This window comes from Aulosira sp. FACHB-615 (assembly GCF_014698045.1).
Lineage (GTDB): Bacteria > Cyanobacteriota > Cyanobacteriia > Cyanobacteriales > Nostocaceae > Nostoc_B.
In genome coordinates this window covers 59,457-85,724 of sequence record NZ_JACJSE010000009.1, presented here as the reverse complement: position 1 = coordinate 85,724, position 26,268 = coordinate 59,457, and the positions used below count along the sequence as shown (strand labels likewise).

The window sequence follows — 26,268 nt, the reverse complement described above, 5'->3', positions numbered from 1 at the left end:
CTAGTAATTGTAAAGACAAATGTTGTAACAGGGTGCAACATTAGAGATGCGCTTTGGTCTCTATGCAATACAAAGTGCTGAGTGGAAAGTGCTGAGTGCTGAGTTGAAAAACCATCCACGTTAGCATGAAGGCGCTAGTTCCAGTGAAATTGAAATGCTGCATAGGTCAATGAGTACTTTTTCTTGACTCAGTAAGCAACGTACTGACTCCTCAGCACTAAGTAAAGTCAAACTAGCAAGTAAAATGATGATCGTAGAATATGCAACAAGGAAGCTTTATTTGGGGTCATCGAGAAAAGCAGCATCGGGCGCTGGAAAAATGGATTGATTGGGTTTGGATATTAGTATTGCTGTTGGCGGCAGTGCTATTATTTAGTATCAATCTGGGAAACTTACCGTTGCGAGATTGGGATGAAGGAACGATCGCTCAAGTTTCCCGTGAAATTTGGAATGCACCCGCAGGTTCTCTACGTTGGCTTTATCCCACTTTAGGCGGCGAACCCTACTATAACAAGCCACCTCTAGCCCATTGGTTAATTGCGGGAACTTACGCTGTTGTCGGCGTGAATGAGTGGACAACACGTTTGCCCGGAGCAATTTTAACAGCTTTGTCTGTGCCTTTGCTTTACTGCATTGGTCGAGAAATCTTTCGTCAACGTTGGGCGGCGGTTTACAGTGCTTTAATTTATCTGACAATGCTGCCTGTGGTACGTTATGGCAGATTAGCAATGAGTGATGGCGTGTTAGTCTGCTTTTTGCTAGTGATGATGCTGTGTGTATTGCGATCGCGCCGTGATTTACGCTATTGCTTGGGCGTGGGGATTAGTTTTGGCTTGATTTGCCTCACACAAGGGTTTTTCGGCATTTTTCTGGGTGCGATCGCTATGATATTTTTATTTTGGGATACCCCCAGATTGCTCACAAGTTACTATTTCTGGACAGGTATCTTAATCGGAATTTTGCCGACTGTAGGTTGGTATGTTGCCCAAATCTCGCACTATGGTTATGCTGTGGTGAAAGTAGGCTTACAAAATCAATCTCGTAGCCAAGTTGATACATTTCTCATCAATAGTTATCAAGTACCTTGGTATTACATGATTGAGCTTTTGAAGTGGACATGGCCTTGGTTACTATTTGTACCCCAAACTTGGCGTTATGTTTGGGAAAATCGCAACCTGAGTTGGGCGAAATTAATTCAGGTATGGTGTGGCTTTTATTTGGTTAGTATTTCTTTGTTAGATACCAAATTACCTTGGTATATCTTGCCAATATACCCAGCTTTAGCTTTAGCCTTTGGGGCGCTATTAGCTGAGACAGAAAACTTACCTTTATTGTCATCTTATCCCCGCAGTTGGGTAGTGGGATTGTCTGTACTGGCGGTTCTGGCTTCTGCGAGTAGTATGTATTTTAGTTGGGGTATACCGCCCAAAACAGATTTACAACTGATTTTTGCCGCAGTTGCAATCACGATGATTTTGGCAGCAATTTTAGCAGAACGTGGTGATGGGCAATTTTTAAAGATTTTATTTTGGGGAAGTTATATTGCATTATTTTTATTAGTGAAATCTAACTATTGGGCTTGGGAATTATCCGAAGCTTATCCAGTTAAACCAGTGGCGACGATGATAGCCCGTGTGAATCCTGCTGTCAAAAAGATTTATACATCTTTTCCTCACCATCGTTCGTCTTTAGATTTTTACAGCGATCGCACTATTATTCCAGCTAAGGCTGACGAACTGCAATATTATTGGCAATACAGTAGCAAACCCTACTTTTTACTCAATGCTGCCGCACTAAATAACCTCCAGTTAGAATCCATGAAAATCATTGATCAAGCTGAAGGTTGGAAATTAGTGACAAAAGAAACTCCTCGTTTATAAGGCAATACAGTTCAGTTAAGGTAACAACTTAGACTGGTGTAGATTGGGTGGAGGAACAGAACCCAACATTCACGCATACTTTGTTGGGTGACACTATCGCTACACCCAACCTACTATTCTAAATAGGAGATTTAACGGTTTTCAACTAGTGGGTGATTCAGACCCGCCATTAATTGATTCTGACTCCTGAATTCTGAATTCTGACTTCTGCTTCATTCTACTTCTTCACAGTTCCTAATATTCAATGCCTGACTCATGCTGACAATATAATGATGTATAAAAACTCTACATAAAATACATCTCAAATTATGAGGGGTAGTGACATCAATAAATAGTCACTACCCCTCACATTCAGCATTACTATCTAAGCATTTACTTAGGCAGGAAGCAATACAGTATCAATAATGTGAATGACACCATTATCAGCATCAACATCTGCTGTGGCAACAGTGGCATCATTGACTTTGACACCATGAGAAGCATCAATTTTCACATCAGAACCTTCAATTGTAGTAGCTGATTTCAGCTTAACTACTTCACCTGAAAGTACCTTGCCGGAAACGACATGGTAAGTCAGAATTTTCGTAAGTTTTGGAATGTCTTTAAGTAATTTATCTACTGTGCCTTCTGGTAGTTTAGCAAATGCTTCATCAGTAGGTGCAAAAACAGTAAATGGCCCAGCACCTTTGAGAGTATCTACCAAATTGGCAGCTTTGATTGCTGCAACTAGGGTATTGAAAGAACCAGCCTGAACGGCGGTGTCAATTATGTCAGCCAAGGTTTTTACCTAGTTTGTGTAATCTACTCATCACTATAGCCTACTTTAGAAAAAATAGTATTTCTTGCTACAGATTTGTCTAAATAAAAAATAGCCTCATTACTGGATGTTTTTTATACAAAAAAACTAATTTTATTTTTCACTTGCCTACCTAATTAATACCAAGAAATCTAATCTGTAAAAAGTAAAACATAACTGCTATACTAAACGGGTAGGCTGAAACATAGCCTACATAGTATAGTGATAAAAATCAGCAATCACATTAAGAGGATTACACCCGATTTTTGTAGACAATATTCTTCGTAAAAAGCTAGAATATTTTGGTATACAAGCCTCATTAGATACATTTTTAGGTATCAATTTTTATGATAAAAGACTGCGAAACCTAAATTGTGGCAACCAAAATATGTCTAAAGTAATACAAATAAATGTCGAGACAAATTGAAGACAATAAATATAATTGTCATTCAAATTAAAGAGGCAAAATTACTTAATTGACTAATTCATATTCAGAATTTAAGCTCTGCAAATTTTTTCCATGATTTCGGTGAATTATTAGACCTCTTACACAAATAGTTGAAGAGTTATTTATTTGCATTTTTCTTTGCGCCTACCCTTCGGGAACGCCAAGGGCGAAGGCGTGAGCTTTTAAATAATATGGTTGGCAACACCAAAGGATTCATGCAAGAGGTCTATTGAACTGATACCATTTTGGATTTTAGATTTTAGATTTTGGATTGGGTAAGGGTTGATCGGTAAGCTTTTGAGTCATCCATTTGTTGCATTCTTTTTTCAAATTGGTATTAGGCAAACGAAAAAGTCGGTTTTTCTGAATTTTTTAAAGGAGTCTCTTCATGAGCCTGATCGTCAAGTCAATTCTCAATGCAGATGCAGAAGTTCGCTATCTTAACCCCGGAGAACTAGCGTCTATTAAAAGCTTTATCAAGAGTGGTGAGCGCCGTCTACGGGTGATTCAAGATTTAACGGCAAATCGCGATCGCATAGTTAAGCAAGCTGGAAATCAACTGTTTCAAAAACGTCCAGATATTGTCTCACCTGGCGGTAACGCTTACGGTCAAGAAATGACTGCTACTTGCCTGCGGGATATGGATTATTACCTGCGGTTGATCACTTACAGTATCATTGCTGGTGATAGCACACCTATCCAAGAGGTTGGGGTGATAGGCGCTCGTGAAATGTATCGGTCTCTGGGTACTCCCATTGAAGCGGTAGTAGAAGGTATTCGTGGAATGAAGAATACCACTATCTCGATGATGTCAGTAGAAGATTCTCAAGAAGTCAGTGGGTACTTTGACTACCTCATCGCTAGTCTTCAGTAGTTGATAGTTGCAACTGTTACTTGAGTTAACACTACAGAGGAAATTGATGATGTCGAAGCAAAAAAAAGGTAATAGAGAAGTCAAAAAACAAAAAAAAGATCCTCAGAAAAAAAAAGAGAAAAAAGACCCGAATAGATATGATGGTTTAACTCAATCATGATATCTAGCAATATTACTTGATTGTCCAAATTAAGTGATTTATATACCCCACGGCTTAAAGCCGTGGGGTATCTTGTTGATCAGGTGAGTAATTAAACTTAGAGCCTAATTGGCATTCCTAATCCAACTTCCTTTCTTGAAGCCTTTCGTTTTTCGGCAATGCCAACTCATCATGGTTGGTGTTTTGCTGCATAATGGCGATCGCGCTGAATAAAACTGCACCGCCAAGTGCTAGAGTAAGCAAAGGTCGTCTTAGCGGCAGAAAATCCCGAATAATTCTTGCCAAGGGGCTACTTTGGCGACGCAATGCCGAAGCTAAAAGTATATGCTTAAAAGTAAAAGGATCGCGGACATAATGACCACTACGACAGACAACTAATCTTTCCTGGCAATAGGGACAGGTAAATAAACCTATGTAAGCCTTGATTGGTTTGGGTCTAGCATTTCTTTGGCAAATTGGGCAAGTAACATAATGATTATCAAATATGGGTGTGTTCATTTACCTTGTCCGCCTAGTCCATCTACTTGCTCGATAAAGATAGGTATATTGAATTTGTGAGTAACGCACAGTAGCCTTACTAGTCGAGTATGACGGACTGAAGCCAGTGATTTGGGATTGACTCTGAACACGGGGTGCAGAAGTTGAAGATTTTGGATACATTCTGCCTGCTAGTGACGACAGATGAACCAAAAACATCTAAAATCGGCAATCTCAAATCGAAAATCGGCACAGTCAATCATCCTTTAAGTGTTCTACTAGGGATAACTCAATGGTCGCAACACGAGTATAGCTAGATTTGAGTGAGGATGACTGCTGTTTGCTGCTCACTTATGGTAAATCTACTCAATACCTTAATAATGTATTTTATCGGCAGAAAATTGCGAAACTGCTAATTTGTACCATACCAGCGATCGCTGACCGTTGAATATTAATTTTCTCTCATCTGACTGTTCTCCTAGAAAACTTCACCCAATATATTTTTTTAATCAAAGCTTTATAAAAAGGAGTCAGAAAACAGAATTCAGAATTCAGAATACTCTACCCGCAAAGGGAGAGAGTTTTAATTACGTAAAATTATTGAATTGGAGTTTTGCCACAGCATTTGTTAAAACGCGAAATAGTCACGCTTAAGCTGCTACTGCCGTCTACATACTGAATTCTGGCTCCTGATTTCTGAATTCTCCTGCATAAATCCACCTCATCTCACTTACTTGTCTGGTTGATAAATAATGGCTCACAATGAGAAATAACAGATAACTATTTAAATTTTTTCTTACATTTACCCCTACCGTTCAATGACTCTCTTGCCTCCCACCAACGTCAGGAAGGTAACGGAACAACCTGCATTTCCTACACCTTCTCACCGCTTAACACATCTCCTAAACCGTTTTCAACCCACACCGGAAACAGTTGTGCTGTTTTTAGCCATATTAATTGGTGGTGGTACTGGCATGGGTGTAGTGACCTTCCACTATTTAATTGAGCTAATTCACCATCTGATGCTAGAAGACTTGATGAGTGTCATTGGTGCTTGGGGTGGCTGGACTTTAGCCTGTGTCCCCATTCTGGGTGGATTAGTTGTCGGATTAATGCGCTGGCACACCCAAGATTTTGGCCCTAGTTTGTCAACTTTAATCGCCGCCTCCCAAGGCACAGCAGTTCAGCGTCCCTTGAGGCCTGTCACCAAAATGATTGCCGCATCTGTTTCTTTGGGAAGTGGGGCTTCTTTGGGGCCAGAAGGGCCGAGTGTGGAAATTGGCGCTAACTTTGGGATGTTGTTGTCTCTGATTCTTCAAGTCTCCCAAGAACGTCAGCGTTTGTTGTTAAGTGCTGGTGCAGCAGCAGGTTTAGCCGCCGGATTTAATGCACCGATCGCTGGGGTATTTTTTGCCTTAGAAGTAGTTATGGGGGCGACATCTTTTGCCACTTCGGCGGTGAGTGTGGTGTTACTCGCGGCGGTTGTGGCGGCGTTAATTGCCCAAATTGGCTTAGGGGCGCAACCTGCCTTTACTTTACCTGCATACCAAGTCCGTAGCCCGTTTGAATTACCTTTGTACCTCGGCTTGGGTTTGGGCGCGAGTTTAATTTCTTTGTCTTATACCGAGTTAATTCGGTTAGCTAAAGCCTGCTTTGCTGGCACAATTCCTGGCTTGGAATTTTTTCAACGTATCCCCAAATCAATTCACCCAATTATCGGCGGGGTAATTTTAGGCCTAGTGGCTTTGCAATTTCCCCAAATTTTAGGCATTGGTTATGGCACTGTCCAAGCCATGCTGCAAGATGTGGAATTTTCCTTAAATCTGTTGCTGGCTTTGCTGGTAGTGAAATTATTCATGACAGCCATTAGTGCGGGGAGTGGTTTTGTGGGTGGTTTATTTGCCCCAGCCATGTTTTTAGGCGCTTCCTTTGGCTCGGCTTATGCGAAAATTCTATGTCTCATTGTCCCAGGAATTGACGCATACATGGCTGCACCCCCAGCTTATGCAATGGTGGGGATGGCGGCTGTGTTGGCGGCTAGTGTGAGAGCGCCATTAACTGCGATTATTATGCTGTTTGAATTAACTCGTGATTACCGCATTGTTTTACCGTTAATGGCGGCGGTGGGTTTAAGTGTGTGGTTGATAGATCAAATTAAACCAAATGTTAACTCTAACTCAAAGCTGCAACAATTTGGTTTAGCCGATTTAAAAGATGAGCAAGCAGAAATTGTGCAGGAAATTTTAGTGGAAGATGCTGTACTTTCCTGTCCAAAAAAATTACCTGCAACTTTAGGATTGTTAGAAGCCGCGATGGAAATGACCCGCGATCGCACACGCAGTGCTTTAGTAATTAATGAAGCCCAGCAATTAGTCGGGATTATTTCTTTAGAAGATATTAATCGCGCTCTGACTCGCTGGCAAAATTACCAAAACTCTGCCACAGAAAATACTGGTGAATTATCCAATCAAACTCTCATGGATATTTGCACCACGGAAATTCTCTATGCTTGGCGGGATGAACCTTTATCTGAAGCTTTAGATCGAATGGCTTTGCGTGGTTTGCATCAGTTACCAGTGGTAGCTAGAGACAACCAAGAGCGGATTTTGGGTTTATTAGAAAAAGAGCAAATTGCCTTAACCTGCAATTTAGCCGTCACCCGCAAAACACTCCACCAATATATTTTTAGTCAAAAGTCAATGGTCAATGATCAATAGTTAATAGTCATGATTTCTATTGACTCTTGACTCTTGACTTTGCACTCTTGACTATTTATTATGCTGAGGCTTCGATTTCCTCAATACCTTCTCTGTCTTCTGGATCTACTTGGCGCAGGCGAATGTGTTTCTTACCTAAAGTGATCAGAAACTCGTCACCGGGCTTGAGATTCATCTGTTTTGTGTAAGCAGAACCAATCAGTAAGTTACCGTTAGATTGCACACTAATCCGATAGCTGGCACTGCGTCCACCGCGTCCATTTGCATTCGGCGCACTATCTAACTGAATGCCTTCAGCATCAATGAGAGCATTCAAAAATTTCATCATATTGACACGCTCTATACCATTTTTGGTCACGGTATAGTAGCCGCACTCCTTAGCTTTTTCTTCTTTGCTAAGGTTCTCTAGCTCTTTGACTTTTTTGAGCAGATCCTCCCCAACTAGGGGTTCAATTTTTTTCTGTTTAGGCATCAACTTAGGTTGAAAATGAATGGTTGAAGTAGTTGAATCGATTTTATTTTAGCTGAGGTTGAGTTGATAGGAACAAAATTCATTCGTTTTTATATCAACCTAGCCAAGTATATTACAATCCTAGCCAGAATTGTTGCACAATTATCAATAATGTCAAGACAATCTATTGTTTAGATATCGACTAATGCTGATGGCTATATATAGTTTGGAAAAAACTGCTAAACTATAATTGTTTAAGTTTTTTAAACTAAGGCAAAAAAGTTTATCTACTCAGTCAGCTTGCTTCTGGGAACATAAGATGATAAGCAACCCTGATTTTGAGTCAATAATCCATAGTCCACAGTCAAAGGCAAAATCTATTTATTAGTAATTTTCTAACTTGTGACTATTGACCATTGAGCATTGACTATTGACTTTTGACTCTTGACTAAAAAATAATGAAACTAACTACCAAAGGACATTACAGTGTCAAAGCATTGCTAGATTTAAGCTTACAGCCAGATTATGGGCCAGTATCTGTCAGAGCGATCGCTCAACGTCAAGACATTCCAGCACCATACCTGGAAAAATTACTAATAGAAATGCGCCGTTCGGGGTTAGTCAAATCAATTCGGGGCAGCATTGGTGGCTACCAACTAGCAAGAGAACCCAAAGAAATCTCTATCGGACAAATATTAGAAGCCGTCGGTGAAACTATTACCCATATTCCTGATCGCCACCCAACACCAATACAAGCAGAAGATTGGGTAACATACACTCTTTGGCAAAGACTCAACCAAAAACTTAAAGAAGCTTTATACAGTATTACCCTAGCTGATCTCTATTACGATGCCCGCAGTTGGCAAGCATCTTTAGGAGAAGAAGCAAGTTTTGTGGTTTAGTCAAGTAATTTTGGATTTTAGATTTGCGATTTTGGATTGACCCCGACCACAAGGGTGCGGGGCTTGGGGATTTTGGATTAACGATTTTAGATTTTTACAGACACATGGGGTGGGGCTTGTACCCTAAAGAATCCAAAATCCAAAATCTAAAATTCGGAGGGTCAATGGCCATTAGTCATTAGCAATACTCCCGACCAATGACTGATGACAAAGGACAAAGGACAAATGACATTAATCATCGCCGCAATTTTAGATTTCTTAATAGGTGATCCTTGGGGTTGGCCGCATCCAGTCCAAGTTATGGGATGGATAATTTCTCGCTTCACAAAATTTGCATTATCGATATGTCAAAATTCCATAACACAAAGAATCGCGGGAATTTTCCTGGCGATGATTGTAATTATTGGTAGTGGTGGCATCGGTTGGTTAATCATTCAAGTTGCCCAATGGTTACATCCAATATTGGCCATAGTTATAGAAAGTATTATTTTGGCTAGTTGTTTTGCCTTGAGAAGTTTACGAACCGCCGCCACTGATGTTTTACAACCTTTAATTGCGGGTAATTTATCCGAGGCGCGTCAAGCTTTAAGTAATTATGTTGGTCGAGATACCCAAAACCTTTCAGAAGCAGAAATTTTGCGGGCTGTGTTAGAAACAGTCACCGAAAATGCCACCGATGGAGTTATGGCTCCATTGTTTTATGCTGCTGTTGGTGCTTGCTTGCCAAATTTAGGTGCAGTTCCTTTGGCTTTGGCCTATAAAGCCAGCAGTACCTTAGATTCAATGGTGGGTTATAAAGAAGCGCCTTACACTTATATAGGTTGGTTTAGCGCCCGGTTGGAAGATTATTTAACTTGGCTACCTTGTCGTTTAACTGTAATTACCTTGGCACTGTTATCGGGTAAGCTGTTGCATGTTTGGCGGATATGTCGCAGAGATGCCGTTTTAGATCCCAGTCCCAATTCTGGTTGGAGTGAATGTGCTTATGCGGCAATTTTGGGCGTGCAGATGGGTGGCATAAATTGGTATCGGGGTGTGGCAAAAGAAAAACCCTTGTTAGGCGATGCCATTTACCCAATTACGCCGACTAGCATTAATCAAGCTTTGCAACTAACGCGCTACAGCTTTTTATTGTGGTTAGGAATAGCGATCGCTATACTATTCTTGCTGCCAAACAGGTAATGATAGAAGTAATCAGTCAATTGACTATTGACTATTAACCAAACTTTTTATGTGTGCAAAAGTAGTTGAAATTCTCTCATCAGAAGATTTACGGCGTACCTTAACTCGCTTGGCTTCCCAAATTGTCGAGCGATCGCGCGATTTATCACAATTGGTACTTCTGGGTATTTATACTAGAGGCGTACCCTTAGCAGAACTATTAGCACGTCAAATTGAAACCCTAGAAGGTGTAAGCGTACCTGTAGGAGCCTTAGATATTACTTTTTATCGAGATGACCTTGACAAAATTGGCTTACGGACTCCTGCTAAAACCAACATTCCCTTTGACTTGACTGGAAAAACCGTCGTCTTGGTAGATGATGTCATTTTCAAAGGTAGAACCATTCGCGCTGCTTTAAACGCTGTGACTGAATATGGTAGACCAGAAATTATTCGTTTAGCAGTGTTAGTAGACAGGGGTCATCGAGAAGTACCAATTCACGCAGATTTTGTTGGTAAACAATTACCCACCGCTAAAGAAGAAGTCGTCAAAGTTTATTTACAAGATTTAGATGGGCGAGATGCAGTGGAGTTAATTGGAGATTAAGTCAATTCTGTACTGTGGAGTCAAAGTATCAAGTAAAGGAAGGTTTTAACCCTTGACTAATCAACTCTTATCAAAAGAAAAATTGCACGCCTCACTTCAGAACATCCAAATCAACAGTGATGGCTCTCCCATAACCAATTTGCAGCTAGACAAAACTACAGCCGCAGAAATTGAACAATTAACCACAGAACTAGAAAGCGTTAATCCTTACCCTCATCCGCTTGTATCTGCGATTTCCTTGCTAGATGGTGCTTGGCAATTGCAATACTCCACCGCCAGAGAAATCCGTTCTTTAGCTTCCTTGCCATTAGGATTAAAGGTAGGTAGAGTTTATCAAGTGATTGATGTTGGCAATAAAAGATTTTTCAATTTAGCTCAAGTGAAACATGCTCTGGGGCTAGTATCAGGATATGTAAGAGTCACCGCTAATTTCGAGCCTGTAGCCGACAAACGCATCAACGTCTATTTTGACAAACGCTACCTATCAGTTGAGAAGATTATTGGGATTAATACTCCGCAACTCAATCCATTTAAGGTGATTCCGGCTAACAATCCTGCTGGTAGAGTCGCCACCCTTGACATTACTTACCTGGATGAAACCTTAAGAATTGGACGTGGCGGTGATGGTAGTTTGTTTATTCTGACTAAATCACGCGATGTGCGACTTATTATTGAAACCCCTCTCCAAACCTCTCCCCGAAGCGGAGAGAGGCTTTGAATCTTGCCCCCCTTCCCTGTCTGCGACACGCTGCGCGAACGTAGGGAAGGGGTTGGGGGTTAGGTTTGAGAGAAAGTTGCATAAGTAACCACGCAAAATTAATTACAGTCATTGCGAGCGAAGCGAAGCAATCGCAAGGGCTGGGATTGCTTCATTTCGCTTCGCTCCATTCGCAATGACTTTGTGTAATTAATTATGTTTAACTACTTACCACGTTAAATCTGAGCATTTACCAGAAGGCTCAGGAGATTGAATTTTGTAGAAGCGATCGCATTTTTGCCTGTAGATAGTTTGATAAAACAAGGGTAGAGTTTGAGCTACCACTAATGACTACTACCAAAATTCATTTAGCTGTTGCCATTCATCAGATGATTCTGTTGGTGTTTTACACAGAGATTGATTGCTGGCAGTTTCGCTTGATTAGTCCTGGTGGTGAAGTTTTTGGTGAGCGCAAACTTTACTTTACACCCGAAGCTGCGGAGAAAGCAGGGCGGGAGTGGATTCAACAAGGTTCTTAATTCAGAAACTCTGACACTCCACATCTGAGGTAAATTTCTCTAGCCTCTAGCCTCTAGCCTCTATCCCCCATCTACGTGTACTGCACTCAACTGAGAAACGCTCTAGTACAATATGGCGTAAATAAATAGACCACACTTCGGCTACGCGGTAGTTGAGCGAAGCCGAAACTCAGTGACCATAAGAAATTGCTAAAAGTCTTGCGGTATCGTTATTATTTCTTTTTCCTTTTGCCTTGTTGTACTAGTCTAAATAGCAAACAGAACAATAGCTCTACCTGAACCCCTGGCAGGTTGATTCTGCACTGCGTTCTTGAAAGAAAATCTGTAACTCATCGATTTTTGTCATCTTGGGATTCTTAGTATTACTTACATAATACAAAAATATTACACAATTGTCTACTCTAAGTAGTTTTGCAAGTAACTGAGGGTGAATCGCTTCATTTCTGCTATCAGCCGTTGTCGAAAAGGTTTTTCTTGAGTGAGGGAAAGCCACATTAAATTACCGATCGCTTTTACCAAGACAAAGGCGATCGCTTCATAATCAGTCTGATCTAACCCTGCTTCCCGTTGTGCAAGTAAACTAGCCAAATCTCCCATGAGTTCCGTATCAGCCGCATCTTCAATGGCTTGCACTTCCGGTATCACACCTTGGACTTGCATGAAAATCTCATAGTAGCCGGGATACTCCCAGAAAAATTTTTCACTGATATCAATCAAATGGTCAACCAGGGTAGATAAGGGTAATTCTGCCCATTCAGGATGATTGAGTATTGCCAATCTTTGATGTAAAAGTTTGCTGTAGCGCAGGGCTAAAGCTTGCACAATGGCGGTTTTATCAGGGAAAAACTGATAGAGTGAACCGATGGGTATTTGAGCTTGAGAGGCGATCGCATTGGTCGTAGTCGCATCATATCCCTGGGTAATAAACAGTTTTTCTGCCACATCTATAATCCGGTTGACTCGCTCCTGACTGCGGGCTTGTCGGGGTTGGCGGCGCATTCCCACTGGCTTTGAGGGGCTTTGAGTCATACATAATCTCCAGAATGAAAATAAATATTTGAGGATTACTCACATTCTAGTTGACAAATATGAATAACGCTCATATTATCTAAATATGAGCTTCGCTCACATAAACCAGCAACTGAAATGGAGTCTCTGACAATGAGCAAAAATTTACAGACCCTACCCCATCCCAATCCTGTAACCGCATTAGAAGAATACAGCCGCGATCATCTGGGATTTATGCAACGCTGTACCCAAGAATATGAAGGTATCGTTCCTCTGAAATTTGATGATCAATGGTTTTGTCTGTTAACCAATCCCGACTATATTACTGAAGTGTTAAAAGACAGACTCTTGTTTGTGAAAACAAAAGACCTGCAACTAATACATGAAGTGCTAGGTAATGGCTTGTTAGTCAGTGAAGGTGATTTTTGGTTGCGACAACGACGACTAGCCCAACCCGTCTTCCACCAACAGCAGATTAACAGTTATGGTGCGGTGATGGTGGATTATGCCGAGCAAATGTTAAAAACTTGGCAAGATGGGGAGGTGAAGGATATACAAGCAGCCATGATGCGCCTCACCCTCGACATCGTGATGAAAACCCTGTTTGATCAGAATTTACAGGATACAGCCGCAGGTAGTGTTGGTAATGCGCTGGATGAAACAATGAACTGGTTTGAATATCAAACAGCCAAAGATATCATGTCTGCGCTGTCGGAAATTGGGGACATAAAACAAAATACCCAAGAAATGAGTGCTGAGGAGATGGAGAGACGTTACCAAGAAGCGATCGCCTTATTTGATGAAACAATCTATGCCATCATTAAACAGCGTCGCGCCAGTGGGACAACAGGCAAAGATTTATTGGGAATGCTGATGCAAGTCGAAGATGCGGATGATGGTAGCCGCATGACTGATAAACAATTGCGAGACGAAGCCGTAACATTAATTTTGGCAGGACACGAAACCACCGCTAACGCCCTTTCTTGGACATTCATGCAATTGGCGCAAAATCCCGATGTCCGCGAAAAACTCAGCGCAGAACTGAAAACAGTGTTAAACGGACGCACACCCACCCTAGCTGATTTACCCCAGTTAACTTATACCAATTGGGTGATTAAAGAATCCATGCGGCTGTATCCCCCTGTAACCGAAATTTCACGGGAAGCAACCCAAGATTGTGAAATTGGTGGTTATTTTATTCCCAAAGGAACAAACTTAATCGTTAGTCAATGGGCTATGCACCGAGATGGGCGTTATTTTTCCGAACCAGAATTGTTTCAGCCAGAACGCTGGGCTAATGATATGGAAAAACAATTACCTCGTGGTGTGTATTTCCCCTTCGGTGATGGGCCGCGTGTTTGTATTGGTAAGAGTTTCGCCCTGATGGAAGCTGTTTTATTACTAGCAACGATCGCCCAAAAATTCCAACTGGATCTCGTTAGCGATCAAAACATTGAACTTCAGATATCTATTACCCTCCGCGCCAGACACGGTATTCAATTTCTCTTGAAAGCAGCTGCATAGAATTTACTTCAAATTATGAGAAGTTGGTTGCGGTCAGATACCCGACTTCTTCAATCAGTCGGGTATCTATTTTTCTCTCAGTTGTAAAGGTGATGAAATTATGAAGGAATTAATAGAGCAAGATCAGATTATTCAAAGCACTCAAAATAGTTCCGAAAGTATTTTATCTTTGGCACGCTTAAGTGATTCTATTTTTGCTTTTGCAATGGCTTTAATGGTAATTGCATTTGACTTACCAGAAGATGCTAAAGGCATGACTGATGGTGATATCAATGGGTTTTTGTGGAGTCAGTTAAAACCTTTAGGAACATACACTATCACCTTTGTTTTAGTCGCAACTTATTGGATTTCCCACTCCCGACAATTAAAGTATTTGCGGAGAACTGATGAAAACCATTTGTGGATTTCTGTAGGGTATTTAATGGTCTTGTTTTTAGTGCCTTTATCTAATGATTTAGTTATAACCTTTCCAGATAATTTTCTGGTCAAAGTTTGGTTTAGTTTAAATATCGCTGTCATTGGGTTTGTTTCTTGGCTAAGTTGGTCTTATGCGACAGGCGATCGCAAATTAGTAGATAGCGATTTAGATGATGCAACAATTCGCTCAATCAAAATCAAAGCCTTAATTGAACCGATATGTGCATTGATTTCCATTGGGGTGGCATATCTTAACCAAGAGTTATGGGACTATTTTTGGGTGTTGCTGTTTTTTATCTATTCTCCGTTGGAAAAATATTTAAATAAATCGGATGATTTGTTGTGATAAATTTGTTGAATTTAGCCAATCATTTATAAGAATAATTTCAAAGGTAAATAAATCAGATGTTAGCAAATTTGAGTCTTTCGCGTTGGACAGTTTGGTGTTTTGTGATTCCGGTGCTGTTTCTCAATCTTTGGTTATTGCAAATTATCTCACAGCAATTACAACCTATTCCCAGCATTTTATTAGTCGCTGGTTTACTAGCTTTTCTCTTAAATTTTCCGATTAGTTATCTCGAAAAACGGGGTGTGGGAAGGATTTGGTCGGTATTGTTGGTTCTCATATTTGCAGTCACAGCTTTTTTAGTTCTGGGTTTTGGTGTCGCACCGATTGTATATCAACAATTAATTGAATTTGGCGATCGCCTACCAGCATTAATTGACCAAGGACAACAGCAACTCCAAGAAATTCACATCAATATACCCCTAGCACACTTATCTTTTGATGCTTCCAACCTCACTACAGAAGTTATCGATAAATTTACCCAAAATCTAGAATCTTTGCCCAGTCAAATTGTAGATTTTCTCTTTGGTATCTTTGATAGTACGCTGAATTTACTGATTACAATCGTCCTCACCATACTCTTAATTTTCAACGGTTCTAGTTTGTTGAATGCGCTGTTTAAACTATTCCCCCAACCCTGGAATGTTCAATTACCATCTCTGATTCAGCAGAGTTTCCAAAACTACTTTGCTGGACAAGCAACTTTAGCAATGATTGAAGGTACTGCACTCATAGTTTTATTTTTGGTGTTTCAAATTCCTTTCGGACTATTATTTGGTTTGGTGATTGGGATAGCCAGTTTTATCCCTTTTGGTGGAACTGTGACAGTATCCTTGATTCTTCCCATACTTGCTATCCAAAATATTTGGTTAGCAGTGAAGTTATTAGTAATAGTGGTGTTGGTGGGACAGATTAACGAAACTATTGTTGCACCTCGTCTAATGGGTCAAATGACTGGCGTAAATCCTGCTGTTATTTTTATTTCTCTGCTGTGTGGTGCAAAATTAGGTGGGGTGTTAGGAATTCTGCTGGCTGTACCCCTAACCAGTTTGTTGAAAAGATTTGCAGAACCCTTGTTTAACACTGATAAACTAGGCAATACTACACCATAAATCAATTAAAAATTAAATTTATTAAAATTCATTAGGGATTTGGTGAGTTATTGTTACCTAAATATTTAGCTTTTAATTCTTCTAATTCTTGATCTATTTTGCTGTTATTTGTAGGTGGCGATGTGGTATTTTTTGGCTGTACTTGATTTGGTTGAGATTTGCCACCTATAAATTGAGTTTTTAATTCTTCTAATTCTAAATCAATTTGGCTTGGTGTTTTGCTCACAACTTGCGGTGGTAAAGTTTGTGATGACGACTGAACCTGGGATTTTATAGGTGTATGTGGTTGATTATTAGGCGGAGACTGGGTATTTAAGTCCTGGAGAATTTCATCTACTGTTTGATAACGTCTAGCGGGAATGCTTTCTAGCATTTTATTGAGAATGAGACTTAAATGTGGACTCACAGGAGTAGATAAATATTGTTGCCAAGCCCAAGTATCACTATTAGCATCATAAGAATCAAAAGGCGATCGCCCAGTTAATAAGTTAATACAAGTAGCCCCCAAACTATAAATATCACTGCCAAAAATTGCTCGACCTCTAATTTGTTCTGGTGCTACATATTCTGGACTACCAATACTTGTACCAGTGTGATTTAAAGCTGTACCAGTTGCCGATTTAGCTGCGCCAAAATCCACTAAAACTAGTTTGCGATCGCTCTCACGTAAAATAATATTTTCCGGTTTAATATCACGGTGAATTACTTGTCTAGCATGACAAAACTGCAACACCAATAATAAATCATGTAATAGTTGATAAATCTGCGTTTCGCTAAAAGTCCCATTTTGGGCTAACTCCTGCGCTAAATTTAACCCATTGATAAATTCTTGTACCAAATACTGCCGATCATCTTGGGTAAAATATGCCAAAAGTTCTGGAATTTGTGGATGTTTACCTAATTCATCCAACTGCACCGCTTCTTGGTTAAATAACTCCACCGCTTTTTTGACTGTATTTGTACCTTGGGCTTGCGGATAAAATTGCTTAATCACACAGCGCGGTTTTGAGGGTTTATCTTCATCGACAGCCAAAAAGGTTCTGCCAAAACCACCTTGTCCTATTGGACGAATGGCACGATAGCGTTCTTTAAGGAGAAGCTTAGAACCACAAGTCGTACAGAACTTCACATCAGTCGGATTTTCTGGTTTGGAACACCGAGGATTAAGGCAGTAGCTCATGCGTTGCGAACTGAGGGAGACTTGTTTTTATTGTCCCTTTTACTTGACGGAAGAGTGTTGATATTTGCTAAATGTAACTTCAAAATAACCGATGACTTTACCACTGATGAGAATTTATGCAACTTGATCCTGTTGATTCAACACCTGCAACCAATTAATCAGCCTTTGGCGTTGTGCTTCACATACCTTGATACTTGCCGACCGTAGTGTCTGGCGAGGAAAGGTTTCTCGTAAGTCAGCCACCATTTCTAGAGTTTCACAAGTCTCTAAACATTCGGCGATGTAATCAATTGATTCCATTTTCAGCCATTCGGGAGTCGCTTCCAAATCGCAAATTTGATAATTCATAGTTTGATGTTTGGACTAGGCGATCGCTTAATTTGGTTACAGAACCACTATTTTAACCTTGGATCGGCTATTGCATTTACATATTCAGAGCCGGAATAATGTACTTTATTAGGACTTACGCAAAAAAACGAAAAAATAAGGTTTTAGAACAGGGTGCAGGGGTATGAGGGTGTAAGGGTGTAAGTATTCAAAACCCTGACACCCCATACCCTTTCACCCTTACACCCAATCCCCACAGAAAATTTTGATGCGTAAGTCCTGTTTATATTCGGTCAGTTGGCGAACAGAAAGCAACCATTGATGCTTCAGGTTTACTAAATAGCGATCGCATTTTTCATCGCCTGTAGAAGTAGAATTTATCCGCTAGTCTATTTGTCTGATAACCTTCTAATAGTTAATTTTGGTTCGGGAATTTTAGAAAAAATCACCGATAATTGGACTATTTACAAATAATAAAACAGTTGGTGCAAGATGCAGCGATCGCACAACTTTTTTCCTACACCTCTGTACTCTCAAAGACACGATATCAATAAGTAAGTTGGTGATAATAAACCAAACTATATTAGGAAAAGTAAAACTAATAACAACAGGATAAATGGTAAATTACACCAATCTACTTATTTCCCAACTTTAATTAGCATTTTTGTAAGGCAGGTCAATTCTCGCTGTACCTACAGGAATTTCCCCTTGTAAGCCAGTTCGTTTAGCGGTGACTCCATAGAGTAATATTCTTCCATCTAAAATTTTTGTTTGTACACCTGTCAACTGCACTTCTACAGACTTACCAGAAGCTATTGGTTGATCAAAAGTAATTGACAAACGCTCTTTTGTGATTTCTGTTTTTGCTGCAATCTCTTTACCCGAATCATCTACCACCCGAACATTAGTAAAACGTTCCATTTGGTTGGGTAGAGAAATCATTAAGTCTTGTACAGACATTCCCAGTACCGCAACTTTAATGAAATGTGTATCATTTCTCACTCCAGAGTTGGTAATACTCGGAACATTAACTGTATAGGCAATTTGAGACGATGATGCAGAATCTAGCTGTTGAGATTTGGTTGGGGTAGCTATAGCCGTAGAAGCTGTTGTGAGTATTAAAGCAGACAAACTACCAAATATTAAAGCTTTCATAATTAAAACCTCACTTTGGGGTGAAACAATACCTTGCTGTTATGCAATCTATCTACATCAATACATTAGTTGATTAACATGAAAAAACGCTGAGTAATAAATTAAAATTTATAAAGAGTTGGCTTTAATTTCTATATCAAAAATAATTATTGAGGCTCAAAAGGTTTACCAGTCAAGGGTTATGTACCATATAGCCACTAATTTACCTGACTGTAAGCAGCATTTTAAACACCCGTTATTAGAGGGTGTTTTAGAGACTAAATCCCTCCTTGCAAACGGGAGAAATCCCATAATTTATGTATTGGTAATCAAATATCTAGGAATCCGGTTTGATTTCTGAATTTATTTGTGTGGTGCGCGAAGCGCAGCGCAAGCGCGATAGGTAGGGAATAGGGAATGGGAAGTCGGGAGTAGGAAAGAAACCTGATCTGAGTGTACTGATTTTTTTCCCAAATCAAATATGAGTCCTATAGCTTTTCTGAACCTAGTGACGTACAAACAAAAATCATTAACCGCAGATAAACGCAGATAGATTTGTTCTTCAGAGGATGTTTTAAAACATGCTTGTGATGTATCAAATACTTTTAGATCCCCCTAGCCCTCCCTTTTGAAGCTATCTATTATAAACATATTTCTTAACAGAAAAATTGACAGAAGGGAGGAAAGATGTAGTTGGTATAAAAGAGAGAAAATCTACCAAAGTCAGCGTATGGAACAATGGATCACAAAATAACTAGAAACAATAGAATTAGGAGACATCAGAAGAACCAAACGGTTAATCAAAATCGTAGAAAATTTAAGTACTAAACCAGAAGCAAGTATTCCCCAAGCCAGTGGCACATAGGCGGCAACTAAAGCCACCCATGACTTTTAGGATTTACCCTACATCAAACCATCCATGATTAGACAAGGACATCGAGATGCAACACTAGAGAGAATAGGTAAGCATGGGTTAGTGTTGGCGATTCAAGATGCCACAGAACTCAACTATACGACTCACAAAGCCCTATCGAGAACAGGATATCTCGATAGCAAATATGCTCAAGGATTAAAAGTCCACTCAGTCCTGACAGTCTTGCCACAGGGAATAACCATTAGGCATCATAGAGCAACAACAGTTATCCCTGGTTGATTGAACGTTATCATTATGTTTTGAAAAGTGGTTGTGGCATCGAGAAGCTACAACTGGAAACCGCACACATTTGGCTACTCATAGCATCGTTGCTTGGCGTTTATTGTTCTTGACTTACTTAGCTCGTTGTCAAACTGATGCTAAATGACTACAAGTTAAGCATGTAACTGCTCCATGATGTACATTTGTTCTTCTTGAATTTTTTCATGTTCGACGACAAACACATTGGAGTAGAGGTTTGCCATCACTTGTTTGCCTTGTTGGGTGAGTGATAAGTAACGCAGACTATCCTTGATATAAGGATGTACGCCATTCCAATAAAATTTGGCGTAGTTTTTGCGTAAATCGGCTGGGGTTTCGTAGCCTAAAACTTTATTCATCCCCGTTTCTTCAAACTCGTAGTATAACGAGGTAATTTTCTTTAAGTAACGGGGGTCACTCAATTGTCCAATTAAATCAGCCGCCCGTACTAAGCCAGCAAAGCTAATAGTGTCATGATGATCTTCGGCTGCGGGTACAGGGAAGCGAGTCCATTCAATGTTACTTTTAATCACTTCAGCATCTATGAGCTTGTGTCCACCAAAACGCTCATCAATGAATAGTTTGGCTCTATCGACATGATAAGGTGTCAAACTAGCATCAGAAGCACCAGGATGCAGGGAAATCATTCTGCCGTTTTTCCCTGTGGCGTATAAACTTGCGGCTTCTTGGTCTTGGCGGCAAACTCCTTTGACATAACCAATATCGTGGCAAACTAAGGAGATAATAAAATGCAACCAATCTTCACTAGAAACGCCACCTTCGCGGATGTGTTTGCCACGTAAAATTTCTTGCCCTACCAAGGTGACTAAAATAGAGTGTTCGACATTGTGATATAGGGCATCGCTATTGGCAATATTTTCCAACGCCATGCTCCCAGCCCAGGCTATGATGTCTTGATAATCGTTTTTGAGACAGCCATAAGTACGACTGTAGCCTTCTCGAATTTGCTTGACAAAAGCATCTATTAAAATTTCAGTGGCGTTGAACATATTGGTTGCTCAGTTCAGATCAAAAGATTTCTTGTTTGTGATTAATATTCCCAAAATTAAGGCTTTAGTTGGTATTGAAAAGTATATTCATCTTTTTTAACCCAAGTATGGCTGTGAATGCTAGTTGCGGGAATCTGGTTCACATGATAGGTATACTTTCTTAGTTGCCTGTCAACAGACACTATTTGGCGTATCCTACGCTCATCAGTGTTTCATATTTATGCACAAAATCCAGTGATCTGCATACAAAGGATCTGTGACGTTAATAAGACTCAGAGTGTGATGGAAATACAAAGTCAGATAAAGTAGGAATTTACGTATAATTACGGTTTTTTCTTTTTCTTTATAATAAAAAACATGACTTATGTCATCGTAGTCATATTGGGGATTATTACAGTCAAAACTAAAGATAGAAGTCAGATTTAATATACGGTAACTAGTCGCAAACTTTCTTAAAAATAACTAACATTTTGTGTGTTTCCGCAGTGGAGGTGCGTCTCTTGAGTGATGAAAGGATTCCAGAACTAGAACGAGAAGAAAATGTCGAAGCATGGCAGCAATCAGCCAGAAAACCGACTCGCCCTTGGCTAACACCAATGTTTATGGGTGTTGGCGTGGGGATAGCGATCGCATTAGGTGGGATGGGTGTGTTAACTCAATTACCAGCGAGGCAAGACAAAGCTGTAGCGAATAAAATCACGCCCCAATCTAACCCAGTCCTGACGGTGACTGTTTCCCCGGTCGAAACCACCCGTGTTTCTCGCACCTTAAATACTACAGGTACGATCGCCGCCCGTGATTTAATTCCAGTTCTGCCCCAAGCCAATGGTTTGCAAGTCAAAATTATTCCTGAAGATATTAAGGAAGGCACTTATGTCAAAAAGGGACAAGTTTTGGCAATTTTAGATGATTCGATGTTGCAAGCCCAAATGAGTGGAGCCAGAGCCGAGGTAGAATCCAAACAAGCTGATGTGGGTTCCAAACAGGCTGGTGTAGTCTCACAGCAAGCTACTGTCGCATCTTATCAAGCGATCGTGCGGCAAAGAAAAGCTGATTTAGCCCAGTCCAAAGCTAAGTTAGAAGAAGCCCAAAAGAATTATCTGCGCTATCGCAAATTGGCAATGGCTGGGGCGATTAGTCTGCAAGAACTGGATACTCGCGCCTACACAGTCAAAACGGCTACCGAGGCGGTGCGACTGGCTGAAGAAAATATTCGCAGCGCCCAAGCCAATGTAATTAGCGCCCAAGCTACTACCGGGAGTGCTGTCGCTAATATTTATAAAGCCGAAGCAGATGTACGCAGTAGTGTGGCTAAAGTTGTACAAATACAAACACAGTTAAAACAAACCGTAGTCCGCGCCCCGATTTCGGGAATTGTGGCGGAAAAACTCGCCAGAGTGGGTGATGTTACAGGTATTCCGCCTCAAACCCAAGTAGGGACGGTGATTGGGGGAACACAAAAACTGTTTTCGATTATTCGGGATGGCAGATTAGAACTGCAAGCCGAAGTTCCCGAAATTCAATTACCACAGGTAGAAATTGGCGCGGCTGTACAAATTACCTCCGATATTGACAATCGCGTGCAGTTGCAAGGGCGAGTCAGAGAAATACAACCTCTAGTAAACGATAAACGCCGAGAAGCAACAGTCAAAATCGACTTACCTTTAACCAACTTACTCCGGCCAGGGATGTTTGCCCGTGCGGCTATTACAACAAATACAGCACTGGCAATGGCAGTACCACAAAAAGCCGTACAACCCCAAGCCGATGGTAGTGCCATTGTATACACCCTCTCCGGTGATGATCTCGTCCAAAGCCAGAAAGTAGAAGTCGGAGAACCAATAAATAGCGAACTCGTAGAAATTAAAAATGGCTTGCAATTAGGCGATCGCGTCATCGTTGATGGTGCAGGTTATCTCAAAGATGGCGATCGCGTCAAGGTGACAGGTGACAGGTGATAGGTAGTCATTTGTTTTTCTCCCTTGTCCCCCTTGTCCCCCCTCTCTCCCTTGTCCCCCTTATCTCCCTTGTCTGGGTGAACGAAATTTTGTGTGGGATTTCTAGCTAAGTATCCAAAAAATTACCCCCCACACTCCCCACACTTCCCACACTCCCCACACTTCCCACTCACTCCCACACCAAAAATGTCCTTCAATATCTCGGCTTGGTCAATTAAAAAACCTGTTCCCACCATTGTTTTATTCTTAATTTTGACAGTTGTTGGGTGGTTATCTTTCATTTCCTTGGGAATTGACACCAACCCTAACATTGATGTGCCGGCGGTTTCTGTGACTGTTACCCAACCGGGTGCAGGGCCAGCAGAACTGGAATCGCAGGTGACGAAAAAAATTGAAGATGCTGTCGCTGGGTTGGGCAACATCGATAATATGATTTCTAGTGTCAGTGATGGTAAGTCTACCACCACGATTAATTTTGTTTTAGGAACAAATAGCGATCGCGCTACCAATGATGTCAGAAATGCGATCGCTCAAATCCGCCAAAATCTCCCCCAAGATATTAATGACCCCGTAGTACAACGTTTAGAGTTTGCTGGCGGCCCGATTATCTTTTATGCAGTCAAATCAGATCAGCGTTCTGTTGAAGAATTAAGCAACATCGTAGACCAAACTATTAGCCGCGCCTTGTTAACCGTCAAAGGTGTGGCACAAGTCAAGCGCATTGGTGGCGTTGACCGCGAAATTCGGATTAACCTCGACCCTGACCGCTTACAATCTTTGGGCATTACCGCCACCCAAGTAAACGACCAAATTCGGGCTTTTAACATCAATTTACCCGGTGGACGCGCTGAACTTGGCGGTAGTGAACAAACAATACGCACCCTTGGTAGTGCCACCAGTGTGAATCTGCTGCAAACTTATGAAATTCTGTTGCCTAGTGGTGGTTCTATACCTTTATCCAGCTTGGGTACGGTGGAAGATAAATACGCGGATGTGCGACAAACCGCCCGTTTGGATAATCAACCCGTGGTAGCTTTTCAAGTATTGCGGAGTACTGGCAGCGTGGTAGTGAGTGTAGAACAAGGCGTGAAAGCCGCAGTCGCCGAACTACAAAAAACCCTGCCCCCAGATATCAAAATCGAGTTAATTTTTACCAGAGCCGATATTATTCGCCAATCTTATCAAAGCACCATTGATGAGTTGATTCAAGCCTCAGTGCTGGCAATCATCGTGATTTTACTCTTTTTACGCGACTGGAGAGCGACTTTAATCACTGCCGTTGCTCTACCTTTATCAATGATTCCGACCTTTGCCGTGCAGCAAGCTTTGGGATATACCCTCAATAATATGACTTTGCTGGCATTAGCTTTGGCTGTCGGCAACTTAGTAGATGATGCCGTGGTGGAAATTGAAAATATGGAACGGCATATAGCAATGGGGAAATCACCTTGGGAAGCAGCTTTTGACTCTTCCGACGAAGTGGGTTTAGCTGTGATGGCGAGTGCCGCAACCATTATTGCGGTGTTTCTCCCGGTGGCGTTTATGGGGGGTGTTCCTGGGCAGTTTTTTCAACCCTTTGGTGTGACTGTGGCGGTGTCTACAATTTTTTCCACGATGGTAGCGCGGATGATTACGCCGATGATGGGGGCGTATTTATTAAAGGATAAAAAACATCAATCTAGTGCTACAGATGCTAAGAACAGATTAAGTCAAATCTTCTATCGTCAAATCAAAAAGCCACAACCAAAACGTCAGTTTCAGCCGTATAAATCCTTATTACAAACCGCATTACGCCATAAGTTAACCACAATTGCGATCGCAATGGCGTTTTTCATCGCCAGTTTGATGTTAGTTCCCTTGATTCCCAAAGGTTTTGTCGATGACGGTGACTTTGGCATTTCTAACGTTGCGATTGAAGTTCCTCCCGGTTCCACCTTAGAAGATGTCAATAAAGTAGTGACTCAAGCAACTGACATTATTCGCCAAAACCCCGTGGTGGAAAAGGTGTTAGCCACAGAAGAAATCAACTCAGCTACCTTATCAATTCAGTTAAAGCCCAAAGAAGAACGCAATATTTCCCAAAAACAATTTGAAGAACAAACCCGTCCGTTATTTCAAGAAATTCCAGGGGCAAGAATTAGTTTTCAAAATCAAGGGCCTGGAGGTGGTCGTAAAGCATTATCTATTGTTCTTAGGAGTGAAAATCCTGAAGCTTTAACCCAAGCCGCTAATGATTTAGAACAACAAATGCGGAATATTCCTGGACTAGTAGAAGTTTCTTCGACTGCTAGTTTAGTCAAACCAGAGATTTTAGTCATACCCAACCCGCAACGCGCCGCCGATTTGGGTGTAACAGTGCAAGCGATCGCCCGGACAGCTTCTTTAGCTACCATTGGTGATAATGATGCTAACTTGGCTAAGTTTAACTTGAGCGATCGGCAAATTCCCATCCGCATACAAATTGACCCAACAGCCCGCGCAGACATCAACAATATCAGAAATTTGCAAGTTCCCAGCCAAAACGGGAGTTTAGTTCCGCTAGTCGCTGTGGCTGATATCAAGTTTGGCAGTGGCCCCGCCACCATCAGCCGTTACGACCGCGCCCGTCAAGTCGCACTAGAAGCCAACTTACAAACTATATCTCTGGGAGAAGCAGTCAAAGCCGTAAATCAGCTACCAGCAATGCAAAACTTACCACCTGGAGTTGTTCAACAACCTTCTGGTAGTGCCAAAATTATGCAGGAAATTTTTGGCAGATTTGGTGGTGCATTAGCTTTAGCGATTATGTGCATCTATGCAATTCTGGTGCTGCTATATAACAACTTTCTGCATCCTTTATCGATTATGGCCGCATTGCCATTTTGCTTGGGTGGTGCATTAGTCTCCTTGATGGTCGCCCAAAAACCCCTGGGAATTTACGCCTTAATTGGGATTGTGTTGTTAATGGGAATTGTCACCAAAAACTCGATTTTGTTGGTAGACTACACAATCATCAATATGCAGGAAGGGCAGAACCAACGCCAAGCCTTGATAGAAGCTGGTGTTTCACGTCTGCGTCCAATTATGATGACTTCCTTAGCCACAATTGCAGGTACTCTTCCCCTCGCCTTGGGTATTGGCGCAGGTTCCGAAGTGCGTCAACCAATGGGAATTGCCATTATGGGAGGCTTTACCACCTCTACATTGCTGACGTTGGTAGTAGTGCCAGTCATATTTAGCTATATTGATAACTTCCAAACTTGGATTTTGAATACATTGCGTTACGGTTTCGGTAAAAAACCACCTGCGGAAGACAGAGAAGTGAGGAATGTGCGATCGCCAAACAACACATCTGTCTCGGAAATCCAAAACTAATCAATTATGGTATAA

At 41.1% G+C, this 26,268-nt stretch carries 23 protein-coding genes and 1 pseudogene; 16 read left to right on the top strand and 8 right to left on the bottom strand.

All coding sequences use genetic code 11. The features are described from left to right. The first annotated feature begins 260 nt into the window (after positions 1-260). Positions 261-1,880, top strand: coding sequence for a glycosyltransferase family 39 protein (locus tag H6G77_RS16790; protein WP_190590757.1), 1,620 nt, complete (start codon positions 261-263; stop codon positions 1,878-1,880). 376 nt (positions 1,881-2,256) lie between these two features. Here H6G77_RS16790 and H6G77_RS16785 read toward each other — a convergent pair whose 3' ends face one another. Beyond that, positions 2,257-2,658, bottom strand: coding sequence for a fasciclin domain-containing protein (locus H6G77_RS16785; RefSeq protein WP_190590756.1), 402 nt, complete (start codon positions 2,656-2,658; stop codon positions 2,257-2,259). An 854-nt stretch (positions 2,659-3,512) separates the two neighbouring features. Between H6G77_RS16785 and H6G77_RS16780 the strand changes: the two genes are divergently transcribed. Continuing rightward, positions 3,513-3,998, top strand: coding sequence for an allophycocyanin (locus H6G77_RS16780; RefSeq protein WP_190590755.1), 486 nt, complete (start codon positions 3,513-3,515; stop codon positions 3,996-3,998). A 277-nt stretch (positions 3,999-4,275) separates the two neighbouring features. Here H6G77_RS16780 and H6G77_RS16775 read toward each other — a convergent pair whose 3' ends face one another. Next, positions 4,276-4,656: a hypothetical protein gene (locus tag H6G77_RS16775; protein ID WP_190590754.1), complete on the bottom strand. Its 381-nt coding sequence runs from the start codon at positions 4,654-4,656 to the stop codon at positions 4,276-4,278. Positions 4,657-5,453: 797 nt separating this feature from the next. Between H6G77_RS16775 and H6G77_RS16770 the strand changes: the two genes are divergently transcribed. Continuing rightward, positions 5,454-7,352 carry a chloride channel protein gene (locus H6G77_RS16770; RefSeq protein ID WP_190590753.1) on the top strand — a complete coding sequence of 633 codons (1,899 nt, stop codon included), beginning with the start codon at positions 5,454-5,456 and terminating at the stop codon, positions 7,350-7,352. Between the two features lie 58 nt (positions 7,353-7,410). Here H6G77_RS16770 and H6G77_RS16765 read toward each other — a convergent pair whose 3' ends face one another. Then, the gene (locus H6G77_RS16765) at positions 7,411-7,824 is read right to left on the bottom strand and encodes an AbrB family transcriptional regulator (RefSeq protein WP_190590752.1); all 414 of its coding nucleotides are present in this window, start codon (positions 7,822-7,824) and stop codon (positions 7,411-7,413) included. A 437-nt stretch (positions 7,825-8,261) separates the two neighbouring features. On the opposite strand from H6G77_RS16765, the gene H6G77_RS16760 reads away from it, so the two are divergent. From H6G77_RS16760 to H6G77_RS16740, 5 genes are all read left to right on the top strand, one after another. Next, positions 8,262-8,705 (top strand): RrF2 family transcriptional regulator, encoded by a 444-nt coding sequence (locus tag H6G77_RS16760; RefSeq protein WP_190590751.1) that lies wholly within the window; start codon positions 8,262-8,264, stop codon positions 8,703-8,705. A 225-nt stretch (positions 8,706-8,930) separates the two neighbouring features. Then, complete coding sequence (cbiB, locus tag H6G77_RS16755) at positions 8,931-9,887, top strand: adenosylcobinamide-phosphate synthase CbiB (protein WP_190590750.1); 957 nt, start codon at positions 8,931-8,933, stop codon at positions 9,885-9,887. 49 nt (positions 9,888-9,936) lie between these two features. After that, the gene (gene pyrR, locus H6G77_RS16750) at positions 9,937-10,473 is read left to right on the top strand and encodes a bifunctional pyr operon transcriptional regulator/uracil phosphoribosyltransferase PyrR (RefSeq protein WP_190590749.1); all 537 of its coding nucleotides are present in this window, start codon (positions 9,937-9,939) and stop codon (positions 10,471-10,473) included. Between the two features lie 52 nt (positions 10,474-10,525). Further along, the gene (locus tag H6G77_RS16745; RefSeq protein ID WP_190872172.1) at positions 10,526-11,191 is read left to right on the top strand and encodes a PAP/fibrillin family protein; all 666 of its coding nucleotides are present in this window, start codon (positions 10,526-10,528) and stop codon (positions 11,189-11,191) included. 326 nt (positions 11,192-11,517) lie between these two features. Further along, positions 11,518-11,709, top strand: coding sequence for a hypothetical protein (locus tag H6G77_RS16740; RefSeq protein WP_190590747.1), 192 nt, complete (start codon positions 11,518-11,520; stop codon positions 11,707-11,709). Positions 11,710-12,105: 396 nt separating this feature from the next. Here the strand turns inward: H6G77_RS16740 and H6G77_RS16735 are convergent, their stop codons facing one another. Further along, positions 12,106-12,738, bottom strand: coding sequence for a TetR/AcrR family transcriptional regulator (locus H6G77_RS16735; RefSeq protein ID WP_190872171.1), 633 nt, complete (start codon positions 12,736-12,738; stop codon positions 12,106-12,108). A 132-nt stretch (positions 12,739-12,870) separates the two neighbouring features. Here H6G77_RS16735 and H6G77_RS16730 point away from each other — a divergent pair, with 132 nt between their 5' ends. The 3 genes from H6G77_RS16730 to H6G77_RS16720 all read left to right on the top strand — a co-directional run bounded on the left by H6G77_RS16730 (position 12,871) and on the right by H6G77_RS16720 (position 16,116). Further along, positions 12,871-14,241: a cytochrome P450 gene (locus tag H6G77_RS16730; protein ID WP_190872170.1), complete on the top strand. Its 1,371-nt coding sequence runs from the start codon at positions 12,871-12,873 to the stop codon at positions 14,239-14,241. 100 nt (positions 14,242-14,341) lie between these two features. Next, entirely contained in the window at positions 14,342-15,004 is a 663-nt protein-coding gene (locus H6G77_RS16725) for a TMEM175 family protein (protein ID WP_190590744.1), read from the top strand. Positions 15,005-15,063: 59 nt separating this feature from the next. Next, on the top strand, positions 15,064-16,116 hold the full coding sequence (locus H6G77_RS16720) for an AI-2E family transporter (RefSeq protein WP_190872169.1): 1,053 nt from the start codon (positions 15,064-15,066) through the stop codon (positions 16,114-16,116). A gap of 31 nt (positions 16,117-16,147) precedes the next feature. On the opposite strand, the gene H6G77_RS16715 is transcribed toward H6G77_RS16720, so the two are convergent. From H6G77_RS16715 to H6G77_RS16705, 3 genes are all read right to left on the bottom strand, one after another. After that, positions 16,148-17,296, bottom strand: coding sequence for a serine/threonine-protein kinase (locus H6G77_RS16715; protein ID WP_190673314.1), 1,149 nt, complete (start codon positions 17,294-17,296; stop codon positions 16,148-16,150). Positions 17,297-17,410: 114 nt separating this feature from the next. Further along, positions 17,411-17,644, bottom strand: a complete 234-nt coding sequence (locus H6G77_RS16710; RefSeq protein ID WP_190872168.1) for a hypothetical protein — start codon at positions 17,642-17,644, stop codon at positions 17,411-17,413. 630 nt (positions 17,645-18,274) lie between these two features. After that, the gene (locus tag H6G77_RS16705; protein WP_190590740.1) at positions 18,275-18,778 is read right to left on the bottom strand and encodes a DUF2808 domain-containing protein; all 504 of its coding nucleotides are present in this window, start codon (positions 18,776-18,778) and stop codon (positions 18,275-18,277) included. Positions 18,779-19,520: 742 nt separating this feature from the next. Between H6G77_RS16705 and H6G77_RS36630 the strand changes: the two genes are divergently transcribed. From H6G77_RS36630 to H6G77_RS36625, 3 genes and pseudogenes are all read left to right on the top strand, one after another. Beyond that, a complete protein-coding gene (locus H6G77_RS36630) occupies positions 19,521-19,622 on the top strand; it encodes a transposase DNA-binding-containing protein (protein ID WP_190590863.1) in 102 nt (33 codons plus the stop codon). A 54-nt stretch (positions 19,623-19,676) separates the two neighbouring features. Next, positions 19,677-19,910 carry a hypothetical protein gene (locus H6G77_RS16695; RefSeq protein ID WP_190590739.1) on the top strand — a complete coding sequence of 78 codons (234 nt, stop codon included), beginning with the start codon at positions 19,677-19,679 and terminating at the stop codon, positions 19,908-19,910. Next, a pseudogene (locus H6G77_RS36625) lies at positions 19,904-20,049 on the top strand (IS4/IS5 family transposase); the annotation flags it as partial. The gene H6G77_RS16695 and the pseudogene H6G77_RS36625, both read left to right, overlap by 7 nt. 16 nt (positions 20,050-20,065) lie before the next feature. Here H6G77_RS36625 and H6G77_RS16690 read toward each other — a convergent pair. Then, entirely contained in the window at positions 20,066-20,941 is an 876-nt protein-coding gene (locus H6G77_RS16690; RefSeq protein WP_190590738.1) for an Npun_R2479 family HD domain-containing metalloprotein, read from the bottom strand. Positions 20,942-21,441: 500 nt separating this feature from the next. Between H6G77_RS16690 and H6G77_RS16685 the strand changes: the two genes are divergently transcribed. Both H6G77_RS16685 and H6G77_RS16680 read left to right on the top strand, forming a co-directional pair. Beyond that, positions 21,442-22,899 carry an efflux RND transporter periplasmic adaptor subunit gene (locus H6G77_RS16685; protein ID WP_242049230.1) on the top strand — a complete coding sequence of 486 codons (1,458 nt, stop codon included), beginning with the start codon at positions 21,442-21,444 and terminating at the stop codon, positions 22,897-22,899. Between the two features lie 186 nt (positions 22,900-23,085). Beyond that, a complete protein-coding gene (locus tag H6G77_RS16680; protein ID WP_190872167.1) occupies positions 23,086-26,253 on the top strand; it encodes an efflux RND transporter permease subunit in 3,168 nt (1,055 codons plus the stop codon). The last annotated feature ends 15 nt before the right edge of the window (positions 26,254-26,268 follow it).